General features: G+C 43.8%; 20 protein-coding genes and 1 pseudogene. 6 read left to right on the top strand and 15 right to left on the bottom strand.

Going from position 1 to position 15,138, the window contains the following annotated elements; translation table 11 throughout:
• Positions 1–235, top strand: a 235-nt coding sequence (locus UYC_RS39625) for a hypothetical protein (RefSeq protein ID WP_235082922.1), incomplete at its 5' end; no start/stop codon positions are given.
• Positions 236–390: 155 nt separating this feature from the next.
• Here the strand turns inward: UYC_RS39625 and UYC_RS40440 are convergent.
• Positions 391–462: pseudogene (locus UYC_RS40440) on the bottom strand (element excision factor XisI family protein); the annotation flags it as partial.
• Between the two features lie 22 nt (positions 463–484).
• Between UYC_RS40440 and UYC_RS0127610 the strand changes: the two are divergent.
• Positions 485–2,272 (top strand): ABC transporter ATP-binding protein, encoded by a 1,788-nt coding sequence (locus UYC_RS0127610; protein WP_016874053.1) that lies wholly within the window; start codon positions 485–487, stop codon positions 2,270–2,272.
• Between the two features lie 227 nt (positions 2,273–2,499).
• On the opposite strand, the gene UYC_RS0127605 is transcribed toward UYC_RS0127610, so the two are convergent.
• Entirely contained in the window at positions 2,500–2,973 is a 474-nt protein-coding gene (locus UYC_RS0127605; protein WP_016874054.1) for a GNAT family N-acetyltransferase, read from the bottom strand.
• A 564-nt stretch (positions 2,974–3,537) separates the two neighbouring features.
• A complete protein-coding gene (locus tag UYC_RS0127595) occupies positions 3,538–4,506 on the bottom strand; it encodes an alpha/beta fold hydrolase (protein WP_016874055.1) in 969 nt (322 codons plus the stop codon).
• Between the two features lie 276 nt (positions 4,507–4,782).
• Here UYC_RS0127595 and UYC_RS39620 point away from each other — a divergent pair, with 276 nt between their 5' ends.
• Entirely contained in the window at positions 4,783–6,264 is a 1,482-nt protein-coding gene (locus UYC_RS39620; protein WP_016879740.1) for a diguanylate cyclase domain-containing protein, read from the top strand.
• Here UYC_RS39620 and UYC_RS0127585 read toward each other — a convergent pair.
• Both UYC_RS0127585 and UYC_RS0127580 read right to left on the bottom strand, forming a co-directional pair.
• Positions 6,261–6,776 (bottom strand): DUF1877 family protein, encoded by a 516-nt coding sequence (locus UYC_RS0127585; RefSeq protein WP_016874057.1) that lies wholly within the window; start codon positions 6,774–6,776, stop codon positions 6,261–6,263. The genes UYC_RS39620 and UYC_RS0127585 overlap by 4 nt on opposite strands.
• A gap of 170 nt (positions 6,777–6,946) precedes the next feature.
• Entirely contained in the window at positions 6,947–7,429 is a 483-nt protein-coding gene (locus UYC_RS0127580) for a cupin domain-containing protein (RefSeq protein WP_016874058.1), read from the bottom strand.
• 151 nt (positions 7,430–7,580) lie between these two features.
• Here UYC_RS0127580 and UYC_RS0127575 point away from each other — a divergent pair, with 151 nt between their 5' ends.
• Both UYC_RS0127575 and UYC_RS0127570 read left to right on the top strand, forming a co-directional pair.
• Positions 7,581–7,922 (top strand): type II toxin-antitoxin system RelE/ParE family toxin, encoded by a 342-nt coding sequence (locus UYC_RS0127575; protein ID WP_016874059.1) that lies wholly within the window; start codon positions 7,581–7,583, stop codon positions 7,920–7,922.
• Positions 7,923–7,926: 4 nt separating this feature from the next.
• Entirely contained in the window at positions 7,927–8,241 is a 315-nt protein-coding gene (locus UYC_RS0127570; protein WP_016874060.1) for a helix-turn-helix domain-containing protein, read from the top strand.
• A 162-nt stretch (positions 8,242–8,403) separates the two neighbouring features.
• Here the strand turns inward: UYC_RS0127570 and UYC_RS40020 are convergent, their stop codons facing one another.
• The 8 genes from UYC_RS40020 to UYC_RS0127540 form a co-directional block, all read right to left on the bottom strand.
• A complete protein-coding gene (locus tag UYC_RS40020) occupies positions 8,404–8,529 on the bottom strand; it encodes a hypothetical protein (protein ID WP_268743991.1) in 126 nt (41 codons plus the stop codon).
• An 8-nt stretch (positions 8,530–8,537) separates the two neighbouring features.
• Entirely contained in the window at positions 8,538–8,867 is a 330-nt protein-coding gene (locus UYC_RS0127565; RefSeq protein ID WP_016874061.1) for a DUF433 domain-containing protein, read from the bottom strand.
• A gap of 260 nt (positions 8,868–9,127) precedes the next feature.
• Positions 9,128–9,853: a pentapeptide repeat-containing protein gene (locus UYC_RS0127560; RefSeq protein WP_016874062.1), complete on the bottom strand. Its 726-nt coding sequence runs from the start codon at positions 9,851–9,853 to the stop codon at positions 9,128–9,130.
• A gap of 89 nt (positions 9,854–9,942) precedes the next feature.
• A complete protein-coding gene (locus tag UYC_RS38205; protein ID WP_157171280.1) occupies positions 9,943–10,104 on the bottom strand; it encodes a hypothetical protein in 162 nt (53 codons plus the stop codon).
• A 187-nt stretch (positions 10,105–10,291) separates the two neighbouring features.
• Positions 10,292–10,642, bottom strand: a complete 351-nt coding sequence (locus tag UYC_RS0127555) for a type II toxin-antitoxin system PemK/MazF family toxin (protein ID WP_016874063.1) — start codon at positions 10,640–10,642, stop codon at positions 10,292–10,294.
• Complete coding sequence (locus UYC_RS0127550; protein WP_016874064.1) at positions 10,635–10,826, bottom strand: hypothetical protein; 192 nt, start codon at positions 10,824–10,826, stop codon at positions 10,635–10,637. The genes UYC_RS0127555 and UYC_RS0127550 overlap by 8 nt, the downstream gene beginning before the upstream one ends.
• An 85-nt stretch (positions 10,827–10,911) precedes the next feature.
• A complete protein-coding gene (locus UYC_RS38200) occupies positions 10,912–11,088 on the bottom strand; it encodes a hypothetical protein (RefSeq protein WP_016879739.1) in 177 nt (58 codons plus the stop codon).
• Positions 11,089–11,237: 149 nt separating this feature from the next.
• Positions 11,238–11,537 carry a hypothetical protein gene (locus UYC_RS0127540; protein WP_026087416.1) on the bottom strand — a complete coding sequence of 100 codons (300 nt, stop codon included), beginning with the start codon at positions 11,535–11,537 and terminating at the stop codon, positions 11,238–11,240.
• Between the two features lie 266 nt (positions 11,538–11,803).
• Between UYC_RS0127540 and UYC_RS0127530 the strand changes: the two genes are divergently transcribed.
• Entirely contained in the window at positions 11,804–12,619 is an 816-nt protein-coding gene (locus UYC_RS0127530; RefSeq protein ID WP_016874067.1) for an alpha/beta fold hydrolase, read from the top strand.
• Here the strand turns inward: UYC_RS0127530 and UYC_RS0127525 are convergent.
• Positions 12,610–13,296, bottom strand: coding sequence for a pentapeptide repeat-containing protein (locus UYC_RS0127525; RefSeq protein WP_016874068.1), 687 nt, complete (start codon positions 13,294–13,296; stop codon positions 12,610–12,612). The two genes, UYC_RS0127530 and UYC_RS0127525, sit on opposite strands and share 10 nt — an antisense overlap.
• A gap of 969 nt (positions 13,297–14,265) precedes the next feature.
• Positions 14,266–14,757, bottom strand: a complete 492-nt coding sequence (locus tag UYC_RS0127520) for a hypothetical protein (protein ID WP_016874069.1) — start codon at positions 14,755–14,757, stop codon at positions 14,266–14,268.
• Positions 14,758–15,138: the final 381 nt, after the last annotated feature.

Below are 15,138 nucleotides of genomic sequence, written 5' to 3'. Positions count from 1 at the left end.
GAGGTTGACATTGCTCAAAAGGAGTAAAAGCGATCGCATCCAAGATTATCCTCGCTTGGATTTGCAATTCGGAATCGTGTGTCGGCATGAAATTAAGAAGGCTGAATGCATAAAAATCATGCTCTCACAAATTTTGCAATCAATCTTTGATAGAAAATATTTCGGGTGCGTTACACCTTTGGCGTTTATCGTCTATGCAGAATCGCATAATCCATGTCGCACCGGATTGTCATGAATATAATCACAATGCTGTGCAAAATCCGTCTCATCCTGAATACAATGCTCCCTCTCCGTTGCCAAAGAATGCCCTCAAGGTTCTATGGCTCAATTTACCCAAATACTTTGAGTCACACACAACTTAGGGCGATCGCTTCTGTTGGTTTTCCGCTTTTAACCCACCGCGTAGTCACTCATCTCACGCATAAAAGGAGGATAGAAACCTAACACAATATCTTCTTTTGGTACACCTAAATTTTATCGAACTATGATTCAGACTCCCTTGGTGCCTTTACTCCGCTATGCCAAACCCTATCAAGCCCAAATCTGCAGTGCAGTTCTTTGTTCGATTGCACGCACCCTATTGGATCTGGCTCCACCTTATCTGATCGGCGTTGCGGTAGATGTGGTAGTTAAACAAGAAACTTCGTTAATTGCTCGGTTTGGCATTCAAAATCCCCTGACTCAGTTATTAGTGCTGTCTGTGCTGACGATCGCCACCTGGGGTTTAGAATCTCTCAGCCAATATGGAGCGGACAAACTTTGGCGTAATATAGCACAAATGCTACAGCACGAACTACGTGTAGATACTTACAACCACTTACAAGAACTAGAACTCGCCTACTTTGAAGAGCGCAGCACGGGCATCCTGCTATCTATTCTTAATGATGACATCAACCAGCTTGAGGGCTTCTTCAACTCTGGCGCTCGGAACCTCATCAGCTTCTTCACGCGAGTATTTGCGGTTGGGATTAGCTTTGTGCTTCTGGCTCCCGGCATTGCGTGGCTGGCGATGTTGCCCATCCCGTTTATCCTGTGGGGAACGTTCATCTTTCAATCGAGTTTAGCTCCCCGCTATGACACAGTGCGCGATCGCTCAGGCATCATTAGCGATCGCCTCGCTAACAATATCTCTGGTATTGCCACCATCAAAAGCTTTACTGCCGAAGCCTATGAAAGCGATCGCGTTTACCAAGAAAGTGAAGCCTATCGTCGCAGTAACAAGCGAGCGATCGCCCTGAGTGTAGCCTTTCAACCCGTGCTGCGATTTTTGATTTTACTAGGGTTTGTACTGACGCTGTATCTGGGTGGTCAAGAAGTACTACAAGATCGTCTCAGTGTAGGTACTTATGGATTTATGGTGTTTATTGTTCAAGATTTACTATGGCCGTTCACAGAACTAAGTGAAATCATGGATGAATATCAGCGAGCAATGGCATCGGTGCGTCGTGTCATGGGCTTAATGAATACCCCAATCGCAATTCCTGGTGGCGTTCGCGCAGCGACTCCTGGGGAGTATCGCTCCTTACCAATCGCAACTGTGGCTGGTGAAGTGCAATTTAATAATATTACCTTTGCCTACAACGATCGAAGCTATGTACTCAAAAATTTATCCCTCCAGATTCCAGCAGGAGCCACAATCGGTATTGTGGGAGCAACGGGTTCAGGTAAAAGTACGTTAGTTAAACTTTTGCTACGCTTTTATGAAGTACAGAGCGGACGCATTTTAGTTGACGGCATTGATATCCGCGACCTCAATTTATGGGATTTACGGCAATGTATTGGTTGGGTGAGTCAGGATGTGTTTTTGTTCCACGGTACGGTTGCTGATAACATTTGTTATGGTAGTTTCGATGCCACACGCGAACAGATTATTCATGCTGCCTCCTTAGCCTATGCCCATGAGTTTATCGAGCAACTGCCCCAGGGTTATGACACAATTGTGGGCGAACGGGGACAGAAACTTTCTGGAGGACAAAGACAAAGAATTGCGATCGCCCGTGCCATTCTGAAAAACCCACCAATTTTGATACTCGATGAAGCCACCTCTGCGGTAGACAATGAAACGGAAGCGGCAATTCAAAAATCACTCCAGATGATTACGCAAAATCGAACGACAATTGCGATCGCTCACCGTCTTTCCACAATTCGCCACAGTCATTGCATATATGTAATGGATAATGGTCAAATTGTCGAGCAGGGTAAACATGAGGAACTGTTAGGACTTAATGGTATCTATGCCAGTTTGTGGCGCGTACAGTCTGGGATTCATTAAGATTTGCCTTTAACTATTTTTGATAATTACAAGCTGATCTGACACAAGTTTAGAGAGCAGTTTTACCAGCACTGAAAGATTTTCATCTTGTGGGATGGGCTTCTAGCCATCGGTGGCAGAAAAATTTAGTGTGGTGTGGATAGCGGATGCCTCAACACTCGAAGCATTGCTGTCGCTGGTACTCGCATCTGAGCGATCGCTCGTCGCCCATTACTCCAGACCGTAGTCTAGTCTGCGTTCAACACTTTGCGGAACACAATCTTATCATCGCCCGCCGCGTAGAAGTCGCGAATGCGTGCCTCCTCCTCGTAGCCGCACTTTGCGTAGAACGCCCGCGTGCGCTCGAAGTCCGGCAGCCCGGACGTTTCCACCAGCAGCACGCGCCCACCGCGCGCCGTCAACGCCTGCTCGACGTAGCGTAGCAGTTTCGCACCGCGTCCTTGACCTTGGCGATCGGGGTGGATCGCGATCAATTGCAGATTCCAAGTTCTGTCTGTCATCCGTTCCGGCTCGCAGTAGGCAACGCCCACTGGCCCGTTGTCATCGTCAGTAATCCAGAAGTTTTCTGTGTCGGTGTTTCCTCCCAAAGAATCGACCAACATCTGGCGCAATAACTCTAGCGCACTCGGCGGGAAAAGACCGGTTGCCTCAGCTAGGGCGAGCAGAGCGGTCGTGTCATCGGGTGTGGTCGGTCGAATCATGGTGAACTCCGGCGTATTGAGATTGGGAGGTTGTCATGCATTGTATTGACAGGCTTAAAGGTTAACCACCGTGGAACTTCAATCAATGGTTTAGGCTATTCCCCAACAAAAGATACTTTTAGATAGATTTGCTCAATCATAGGCAATAGCAACAAGGATTTGTAAACTATAGCTATTGCACTACAATATACTACAAAATGCAGGTAGCTTTGGCTCTGAGTAATCGCCCCTCTAAAACTGCAACTATGCCTAACGCCAAGTTGTGTTTAAGTCTACCCACTGAAAGCTATCTACTGAGGCGATTCTCCTACAAAGATGTTGCGCGATCGCAAATCTGGAAATATTCGTAAAACAACAAAGCTAAATAGCACCCATACACAATTAATTAAAATTGCACAAAGGTTACTAGTGATTCTGAATTAAGTTACAGCAGACGAAATGCAAAATCAAGTGCGATACATCTAGCTGTGTGCAGTTTTAGTTCATAACACGGTCTTACTTTTGTCTATATAGCCTGGATCGACAAGCCAAATCTCTTTACGATCAGGATTACTCAGCGGATTTTTATGCCGCGATCGCCAAAAACTCGATGAGCAATCGATTAATCTCAGTGGATCGTTCCTGCTGAATCCAATGTCCGGTATTTGGCAGCAATACCTTTTTTTTCAAGTTCGGCATTGTTTTTTCTAGATTGTTGACTAGATCTCGATTTCTCATCACGACTGCATCTAACTCTCCCCCAACAAACAAAGCGGGTTGTTGGAGTTTCGCGCCACTTAAAAAGCTCGTGAGTTCCCAATCTCTGTCCAGGTTTCGATACCGAGCCAACCCGCCTCGAAACCCAGTTCGCTCAAACTCTTGCGTTAGGAAATCAAGGTCTTGCTCGCTCAACCAACTCGGAAGTTGCTCTGGCTCAGTCATAGTGTCTAGAAATTTTTCCGTTTGATCGAATAGAAACCGCCACCTTTTTTCGGGGGGTGCATCCCCGGATGCAGAATAGAGCATCATGTTGAGCGATTTACGAACATCGGCTTCCAGTTCCGCCTCTGCTTTACCAGGTTCCTGAAAATACAACATATAAAACTGTTGCTCACCCGCCATGCGTTTTAGTATTTCCGTTGGTGGTTTACTTTCCCAGGCTCTAGCGCGATAAGGGACACTCAGCAAGGCAATAGCTTTGAACAGATCCGGACGTAACAATGCACAATGCCAAGCGACAGTTGCGCCTTGATCGTGCCCGACAATAATGGCTTGTTCTCGATCGAGGACATGAACCAGCCCGACTATATCGCTAGTTAACTGAAGAATGTTGTACGCCTCAACCGACTCTGGCCGATCGGTCTGCCCGTAACCACGCAGATCTGGCGCAACTACGTGGAATCCAGCTTCCGCGAGCGCTGCAAGCTGATGTCGCCAAGAGTACCAGCATTCTGGAAAACCATGACACAAGATCGCAAGGCTTCCTCGACCTTGTTCAGCAATATGCATTTTGATGCCGTTAGTCTCAATGAAGCGATGATTTATTGTTTGCATAATTTCTCCTGTTCGATGACAAGTGCAGTGGCTAGATGCTCGGTACAATTAGTCAAACAAATTTCGCGATCGCTCTACTTGATCTTACACAGTATAACCAATCAAGTTAGCTACCTTAAACGCATACTTGATTCATGCTTGCTTCGCCTGATTCTCGAAGTCATTTAACAGTGAATTCTCGGTAGATTTTCTCTTCTTGGATATGGGCATAATAAGTTCGATTTCCAATTTTACCCCTGTGTCAAACTTTTGAATCTTCGACTAAAGGTACTGCTATTGAGTAATGCAAGTCTCACAATCCTGTTATTGGGGATTGCGGTAGGCATTCGCCAACCCATTTTGCAACGCTTTGCAGCGCTAGAGCAGAACCTGATGCAAAAGAAATTGGCTCGTGTAGCTGATGTATTTGTGCAACGAGTCGAAAAGCTTGATTCCAGTGCTAAGGCAGAAGCAACCTGGACAGAAATGTATATTTATATGAAAGAACGCGATCGCACTTTCTATCAAGACACTTACCCATTTGAAGGCTTGATGAATTCTGCTTATGATGTATTAGGTATCCTAGACCGCAAGGATAACCCTATTCATCTAGACTGGATAGATCGGCGATCGCAACAAATCAAACCACTGCCCAATACTATCCGCGACGATTTACTCAGGGAACGACTCCTAACCCGCTTTCCGGCGGATGATGACCCAGCTTTGGGCAGTAGTCGGAATTTAGCCGTGGTGCAAACATCCACCGAACTGCTATTAGTAGCAGCTCGTCCGATTCTAACTGGAGATGCCAAAGGGCCACGTCGAGGGACGTTGTTGATGGGAGTCTTCATCACTCAGGAATTTCTGGATCAATTAGAAAAGTACAGCGATCTCCAGTTACAACTCGCTCCACTCTCTTCTGAGCAACCCCTTACTCAACGGTCTGCCAAGCACAATCTATCTGACATTGCATATATGTCGGATATTGTCAAGATTTCTCCACATATTCGCGTGTTGAACAATCGATGGATTACGGGAGAAATTTATCTGTTGAATAGCGATCGCCAACCAATTCAAATTTTATCTGTGCGATCGCCTCGCCTGGAATATCAGCAGGGAGAGGCTACCCTCAATCAGTTGACGGGGGTGTTGTTTGTGGTTGGCATTTCCCTCGGCATTATTATCAGCCTGCTATTGGATAGAGCAATTCGCAACCAGCAGTTGTTAAAGATTTCCGAAACAACTCTTCAGGCTGCAAATCAGGAGTTGCAAAAACTTGCCAATTTAGACGGCTTAACTCAGATTGCCAATCGCCGTTACTTTGAACAGGTTCTCCAACAGGAATGGACACAAGCTATCTGCGAGCAGTATCCACTCACCTTGATTCTGTGTGATGTGGACTACTTCAAGCGCTTCAATGACACTTACGGACATTTGAAAGGGGATGAGTGTTTGGCTCAAGTTGCCCAAGCAATTTGTCGTGCGGTGCGCCAACCTGGAGATTTTGTGGCTCGTTACGGTGGAGAAGAATTTGCGATCGTCTTGCCGCATACCGATTTACAGGGTGGGTTGTGGGTTGCTAAAGCGATTCAACAACAGGTACAAAATCTTCGCATAGAACATACTGGCTCACCTATCAGTGCTTATGTCTCAGTCAGTTTGGGAATTTCGAGTCTAGTACCTGAGCAAGGCACTGCACCAGAAATTCTGATTGAGCAAAGCGATCAAAAATTGTATAGCGCCAAGCAGCAAGGAAGAAATCAAATCGTTTTTTATTAGTCAAATGATAAAAGTACTATGTCGCCTTCTTGTGCTGCTAGGTTGAAAAACTCGACTAACTGAGCATACAGATCAAGAAAATATGGTTCCGTGTAAACTCTGCTTTTATGAGAACCAAGCAAACTGTCAAGACGTGATTTGAAGTCGTCCTCTGAAATATGATTTAACGCCTCAGCTATCTCATTCACCTCGCTGACTGTCAGATAACGTACCACGCCATAGGTAGCTTCCCAAGGTGTTTCTGAACCGCCCATAATCACCTTATGCAGTGATATGTCACCCTTGTTCTCTTTATCATATAGAAAACTTCCTGTCAATAGGAAGTCAAGTGACTGCCAATTTTTATCAAGACTGAGATAGCGATCGCTAGCTGTTAATGCTTGAAAATAGGCATGAATCTCTTCATCGGTTTCTAAATCATTACCAAAATAAACACTTGCATAAGTAGGATCATTTTGCAATCTTTCAAATTCTTCTGGTGTTACGCGCCTATAGCTGGCTTCAATACCCATACAAACACAGATAGCGATTATTAAGCTTTGTACAACACGATTATTCTTCTGACAATTTCAAAGCACTGTTACTGCCCAGGGCTTGTGGCATAACTTTTGACATCAGGTGCTGCGAATGAGCGATCGCCTCGATGGAAAGCTTAACCCGGATTCGATGCCTGATATCTGCGTCATAAGTAGGGCGTGCCGTCCTTATGAACAAACTTCCACTGTCCATCCACGAGCAATGCCTTGAGATCGTCATCGGGATAGCTCCCCACATCACCTGGGGTTCTGTCACCGACTTCGAGGTACACGACTTCTTCTAAGGTTTCGTTGATCAGATGATGTGCGTTGCCAGTGCCAGCCTTGAAACCGGCGCACATTCCAGGGCGGAGTTGGGTGCAACCTTCGTCGGTGTATAGCGTTGGGCACCCCTGCAAGATATAGATGAACTCGTCTTGCTTCGTATGAGCGTGACGAAGCGCCGAAACGGCATTGGGAGCCAAGCGTGTTAAGTTGACGCCGAAGTTTGTGAGGCCGAACAAATCCCCAAGTGGGCGCTTCTCCCTGCCCGCCATGCGCGACGCGAACGGTTCAGGGTAGTTTGATGGCTTGGTTCGTGCAGGTGCCTCAGCTGCTGTGATGGCGATTGGATGTGTTTCTTCAGGCATAGTAGTCTCGCGAGCAGATTGATGAGGGCTAATGGCTCAAATCAGCGGCGGCAAATAACCTATAACTTAGCGACTTTCAACCGTCCGCTGCATTTGAATTGTTGGGTTGTGGCAATTGATATAAATATATCAGATATGATATAAACAACCCATGAATGAAACGGATAAACCTTTGGTATGGTTGCATGGTGAAGTCAAAACACCTCCGTTTAGCCAAGAAGCACGAATAGAAGCAGGAGTTTTGCTGCGACGGTTGCAGCAAGGTGAAAACTTGGGATTGCCTCATTCAAGACCAATGCCAAGTATTGGGGCACACTGCCACGAACTACGGATTCGAGACACGGACAACAATTGGAGAATCATCTACCGAATTGATGACGACGCAATTCTGATTCTTGAAGTGTTCAACAAGACAACCAGAGCAACGCCCACCAGCGCGATCGATACCTGTCAAAAACGACTCAGCAAATACGACAAAGATACACAGGATTAAGCGTATGAAAGAAGCTAAAAGAAAAAAGCTGGAAGAAAAAGGCTGGACAGTTGGAACTGTTTCAGAATTTTTAGACCTTACCCCAGAAGAAACTACACTGATTGAAATTAAGCTTGCTCTCAGCCGTTGCCTCAAAGAACGACGACAAAAATCAATGACCCAAACAGAACTCGCAGAGAAATTACACTCCAGCCAACCCCGGATCGCTAAGGCTGAGAATGGTGATGCTTCGGTTTCTATTGAATTACTCATTCGGGCGATGCTGGCAACAGGCGCAACTCCTCAAGAAATTGGACAGGTTATTGCACAAGTAGGCTAACCCTAAACACTTACAGATAAATTTGATGTACTGTCCCAACCGAGAACTCGCAGCATAACGGCACGACTGAGCAACTACAAGTAACCTTTGCATCCATACTAAAGGTGTCCCGGTAGTCCGCCCCTGTCGAATTGTTATACGGTGTCGTAGACCAAACCAAAATCATAAATTACACCTAAGAAACTGCTGAATCTCCTGAACTCGCAGCAAATCAAGATTGGGTTGACGCAGCAATAGCCCTCGAACGATGTCACCGTTAAAGTTTTCATCGCTTAACAAACTCAACATACCCACTGCTATGGATTCTGTTGAGACAACAAACGAGAACGAATGTAACTCAAATCAGGTTGAATGTTAGATAAACGTTGTTGTACAGAATTAGCCAATTGCTCTCTCTGACTCAAGTAAGCCTCTACAGCATCCTGGTGTCGAAGATAGTAACCGATTGTGTTGTAAACATCGGACAAGTATAGAGTTGAATATCGATGAACAATAGACTCAGGAGATGCACCATCTTGAAAAGCTCGGATTACAGTCTCTAGTAAGACCCTTGAATTTCCAACTCGAATTGCTCCGGTTTCATCTTCCCACAAAGGCGGTGTCTCAGGCTCGAAAACAAGGCTCATGGACTAATTTTGCTGGTTCAGGTACACAACGATCGTAACTTAACGTAGGGCATAATCGTCTTGTCAATAAGCTCTAAGCACTGCCTCACAGATAACTCTGAGGTTTCTTGCTGTTGAACACTAATAGATAGCCTTGCGGTTACTATCCCAACCGAGAAATCGTGGCATAATAACCCTGTTCACCCGCCGCTAGTAGCCTCTCGGACTCAACCAACTAACTTTGTATGGTTGGTGTGTAACGGGCTTATTATGCGCTTTCATCAGCAACAATCGTTACGGATACTGCCATCAGGCATTATCGTTTTGCAGAGAATAGCACCTTGAAGATTCGCTCCTGTGAGATTTGCCTTTGCTAGGTTCGTGTTCGTTAAATCCGCACCTACTGAATAATCCCAGTCTGGCATATCATTTTGAACATCTTTGTAAGCAAAAGCCCCAAGGTTAGCGTTACTCAAGTTAGCTCCACTTAAGTCAGCCCCTTCAAGGCAGGCTTTTGCAAGGTTTGCATTTAAGAAATTCGCATTGCTTAGATTAGAGCCATTTAATCTAACCCAAGGCATACCCGCATAACTCAGGTCAGCATTGCTTAAGTTGACTTCTCTCATGTCACAATCAGGGAGACTAACGTGGCTTAAGTTCGCATTGCTTAAGTTTGTTCCTCTCATACCTCCCTCTAACATTCTCATTCCTCTCAGATTGGCGTAACTTAAATCTGATTCCCAAAAACTAGACTGGCTGAACTCGCTATTACTCAAATTGACGCCGCTAAGATTGCACTTATCGAAGGTTGCATGATCTCCTCTAAAATTACTCAAGTCTGCGCCACTTAAATCGCACTTTTCAAAGCAACCCTCTAAATAAGAACCTCTCAGGTTAACTCCTTTAAGATTAGCACCTTTGATAGAACCTCTAAGCCATAGGTCAGCAAATTCCTTCTCTCCAGCAATATAACACCTCAATAGCTCTTCAACCTGTAGCTTCTGCATATCTCACCACTAGAAAATAAAATCTTTTTCCCACCACACAGAATCTCGGTGCATAACTATTAACATTAATATCTAAGACGGTAATGCTGTTAATGAGCGATCGCCCTTCTAAAACTATGGCAAAAGCGATGCCTAACAGTAAGCCCGGTTACGTCTACGCACTGAAAAGAGTTAGTGTGCGGTAGCTTAGTAAAAGCTATTATTCTGCTGAGGCGATCGCAAACCTGGAAATAATGGTAAAACAAGCTCATTGTTCAAAAGTTACTTTACCAGTACAGTTTACATACCCGTAAATTCTTCGCACAGGATTACCTACAGTACACAATGTGTAAAATTTCACTCTAATTCTTCTGCTTAATTGTTTGTTACATACTTATAACTTCTCTCACCAACTTAACTTAAACCAAGCAAGAAAGTTAGTTACGCACAATCAACTAACTACTCCCCGTCTCCGTCATCTTCGGTCTTTTCCTCCTTAAATCCCAACCAAAAGAGTAGTACTTCTTCCACTTCCACTAACTGCTCTGCTGTCAATTTGCCTAACTTTCGCACCAGCTTTGCATAAGGAATTGTAACGATGTTTTGTACATCAAATACTCCTGCTCGAAGGAAGTTGACTTTGATCTCTACCTCAAATCTGGAACCGCGTGGACTGGTTGTGTGGGGAATGAGAGTCGCTAACGCACGGTCTCGATCCAAAGCAGAGATACTAATGACCAAACACGGTCTTACTTTTGCTACGTAGCCTAGATCGACAAGCCAAACCTCTCCACGTTCGGGGCTACTCATAGTCAGATTCTTGCTTATCCAACTCTAGAAAAATTGCTTCAGCATTTAAGACTAAATCCTCATTCGATAAAGGCGGAAAGTCTAGATTCATTACTCGCTTCAATATTTCCAATGCAATCTCTAGCCGCTCTGAGTCTGGCAAGCAATCAAAAGTGTTTAGGAATTCTTGTACTACAGTGGTCATAATCCTTTTCCTGCAACACACTCACAAGCGTAGCATACACCTTACTTTTCATATCCATCTGTGGAAAAAACTGTCGTGCGTGACTTCACAATGTCTGTCGATCTAATTCTTGGGTTTTGCCTGCGCGATCCTCAGTCGTTGTCTCAGATGTAAGTTTAGCAAGGACATCCTGAGACTTCGCAAACGTTGCATCCCATCGGGCTTCATCTTCGAGTTTTTCCAGAATCATTGCGGCGATCGCATCCTGCTCATTGGCAGGCAAGGTTTTTAGTCAAGAAATGGCTTGTTCAAGTAGCTCTATTAAGTGTACGGCCGTAACTTAGAGTAGGGCATAATCGTCTTGTCAATAAGCTCAAAGTACTGCCTCACAGGTAACTCTATAGCCTTGCGGTTACTGTCCCAACCGAGAACTCACGGCATAACGGCGGAGTTGAACCGCAGCTCCTGCCATTCAGAATCTTGTTGATAGTGAGCAAGCATCATCTCTGCTTGGTTTTCCAGAATACGTCTACGTTCAGACATTGGTAACTTTAGAAAAGCAAGACGCTGCTCCAAGGTAAGAGTTTGCTCCCCAGAAGAAGAATCAGAGATAGTAGTTTCTGGAATTAAAATAACTATTTCAACAGTTTGCCCCACTGAAAGATTCGGAGCTTGAATCTCAATCCTATTCCCTGGTAACACTTTCGCCGTTATGTACAATGTTGATTTCACTGTTCTAATTTAGCCCTTAATAATACTCTTCAACTCTTCCTGAACACCGAAAGCGACTTGTATTACTTTAATTTACTCTGGAGTTAAAGCAGTTGATTTTGCATAATTTGTTTATGAGGATTGACGGCTGCTAACTCTGCTACCGATAATTTTACTGCACCTGTAGACATTTTTGGAACTCGGAGATGACCTCAATTCATCCCTATATTATGCAACGCCTATAAAAAAGATAGTCATACTCAGCCAGAATTCGAGGAGATCTAGCTGTGCCAGTAATTCAAGTTAACGGAATTGATTTGTTTTATACAATTCAAGGTGACAGTGCAAACGAGCTATTACTGTTGATCGCAGGGTTTAACAGTGACAGTTCAACATGGGCAGCAATGATGCCGTCGCTAGTTAAGCAGTATCGGGTGCTTCGCTTTGATAACTGGGGAGTTGGGCAAAGTTCTGCACCAGATAGCCCCTACAGTATTAAACAAATGGCTGCTGATGCGGCGGCACTGTTGGATTACTTGAGCATTTCTAAAGTGTATGTAGCTGGGCATTCGATGGGTGGACAAATTGCTCAAGAACTAGCTTTGGCATACCCAGAAAAAATTCAAAGTTTAATACTCCTCTCATCTTTGGCAAAAACAGATGAAAAGTTCTATTCGCTGATCGAGTTATTTGGCGAATTGACACAGAAACTAGAGGGAATGCTTTATCAAAAGGTTTTATTACCCTGGTTGTTTACCGATGCGTTTTACTCAACTCCAGGAGCGATGGAACAACTCATTCAGATGATTGAGAATCAACCGTTTCCGCCCACACCTAGTGGGCTATATCACCAATGCCGAGCCATTCTTGCCAGTGATACGAGCGATCGCCTCAAAGATATTCATTGCCCTACACTGGTTGTGGTTGGCAACCAAGACATTATGACTCCCATCAAATTTTCTGAGCAATTAACTCAAGGCATTCCCAACGCTGAATTAGTCATCCTTGAGCGCGGCGGCCATGCCTTTGTGTTAGAGTCAGCAGATGCTGTGGTCAAAGTAATGCTCGATTTCTTGGCAAAACATAGGCAATCCTACGCATGAATTGTTCCATCGGGCATGATTGCACCAGATAAATTGGCACCAATTAATTTTACGAGTAAGCGATCGCCAGAACGCATCCGCGCTCCTGTCAAGTCAGCACCCCGCAAGTCAGCACCGCTAAAGTCGGCTCCAATCAAGTTGGCATTACGTAGATTGGCTTCTCTCAAGTCTGCTAAAAGTAAGTTGGCTCTAAACATATTGGTGTCAGATAAATTGGCACCCCTAAGAATTACTTTGTGCATAAAAGTATCGCTGAGATTAGCACCACTTAAATTGGCGTAACTCATGTTTCTGCCAGATAAGTCTCTGTTACTTAAATTAGCCCGGCTAAAATCCTGCCCGCTCAAGTCTGGATTAGGCTTTGGTGGCTCATAAGTTCTGGCTTGTGCCTCATAGGTTCTGGCTTGTGCCTCATAGGTTCTGGTTTGTGGTTTTTTTGGAGGTGGTGGTTGGTGGTGGGGAGTTTGGTACTTGGCTTTGAGAGAGCGTAATTTTTCCCGCGCTTCATTGATTTGTTGTAGCTTTCTTTGCGCCTTTTGTTTGAGGCGCTGATTGTCATGGGGAATGCGATCAGGATGCCAAATAAAAGCCAAATCTTTGTAAGCCTGGTTCACTTCCTCTAGGGTTGCTCCAGGCTCCAAGTCTAACACCCAATAATATTGCTCCAGCTCTCTCATAAGACTTTTAAAGATAATCAACTTTAATTATGAGCGATGCAGCTAACTATCAGCTTGATTTTTTGTCAAAGTTTCTGCTGTTGAATGATTACAACTAAAATTGGATTTTTCCGCAGTATTTGCCACAGTTAAAGAGATACCGTATTACTAATGTCTAAAAATTGTAACAACAGGTTTAGGCACTTCAGTTGATTATCAATGTTTTGTTACGCTCCCACGGGAGATTCACACCTGATTGACTGGTACTACCCACTGAAGAATCTGGTTTTCTCGGTATAGTTGCTTATTGTTATCAAACCATCTAGTAACTTGTGATACATTTTATTTTGCTTTTGTTCGCTAACAATGGGCATTATTTTTGCAATCCCATCTCAAATCTAAAAATTTAAGCTAAGATTGTATACTATTTGAAATAGTTCTAAAGTAAGAGATACATTATTTATCTAACTAAATTTTTGTCCAATTATCAGGAGTATAAATTGAGTATTTATGCCTTCACTTCTACTGAACGAAGTATCTATTTAATCATCTAAGTTATAATTTTGAACTCAAGATTATATTCTGCATTCTACGTTTTACGTTTTGGATGATTCTCCAATTCAAAAATTAATTCTCCAGTGAATCTAATTAGCATAAGTGGTATCGCTAAAGTTGACCAGACAGATTGTTTGTGAAATCAACAGCCTAATTGAGCAGCGTTTTCCTAATCTGATTCTGGGCATGATTAACGTGATCTGCATACCGCTGATGGAATGAGCCATCATGGCATTAAAGACTTGGTGCTAAATACTCTGTCTCCGGCATAGGCGCTGATTTAGTTCGAGGGCAGAAAAAGTGATATTGGTAACGAGTATCGAATTTAGATTGATGATTCAGTGGACAACGCTTGTAGAGGCTATTGACGAGTATTGTCACAGCCCAGACACTGAAACGCTATCCAAAAGTTTAATAATCCAGACAATTCCCCGGTTAACGACTGCTTAAACGTTGTCGTAAGGCTCTAAAATAAGCTCGAACAGGAATCTGATAAATCTCAATAAACAGCCAAACAATAATTGCTAAATGCGAGAAAAATGTTAGTACAGTCCAGATATATGGAACCCAAGAGAAGGGAGCATCTGGATGTGGTGGGAAAATATAAGCGACTATCCCAATTAAGGCAGTGGGAAGAAATATAAAAGCAATGGCTGCTAGCACATAGCCCCAACCAAATTCTACTCCTTCTAAATGAGCTTCTGTCCAATTAAAACCATTCCAACGCCAAACCAAGGGAGGTTGTCTAGAAGGCATTACTAGTTGCTGTTGTTCCACATTAACAGTAAAAATTTGATGGCAAAAATCACAGGACATAGCCTCCATCAATGGCATATGAGTAATTTTTCCCACATGACAAACCGGGCAAGGGTAAATTCCTTGGTAGTCGAAAGAAGTAGCTAAAATTTTGGATTTGGAGCTAGGCATAATACAAATTAGAATGCTTCAAAACTGAGTTACGTCAATAGGGAATTGGTAACGGTTAATTTTTGGTAGTTTGTTGCCATAGAATCCCGTTAAATCAAGTGCGATTGAATACGTATTGTTAAGACAGTCAGGGAGACACGCAAGATTTACAGGTAAGAAATTAACTGAATTCCATAAAACCTCGCAAGATTTTGGAAACCAATACTTTTAGATATTGGGTAGTGAATTAACCATAACTCACTGGAAATAGGCAATGTCAGTACTTTGGGAAGGTAGCGCAATCAAGCAACAAGTCTTTATCGCCAGATTTTTGTTGTCGGCAAGCTAGCTTGATTCTCTAAATTGTACTTAACAAGCAATCCAAAATTGTCATACCTCATA

Source organism: Chlorogloeopsis fritschii PCC 6912 (assembly GCF_000317285.1).
Lineage (GTDB): Bacteria > Cyanobacteriota > Cyanobacteriia > Cyanobacteriales > Nostocaceae > Chlorogloeopsis > Chlorogloeopsis fritschii.
The sequence above is the reverse complement of the archived record's forward strand: the minus strand, read 5'-3'. Positions and strand labels throughout refer to the sequence as shown.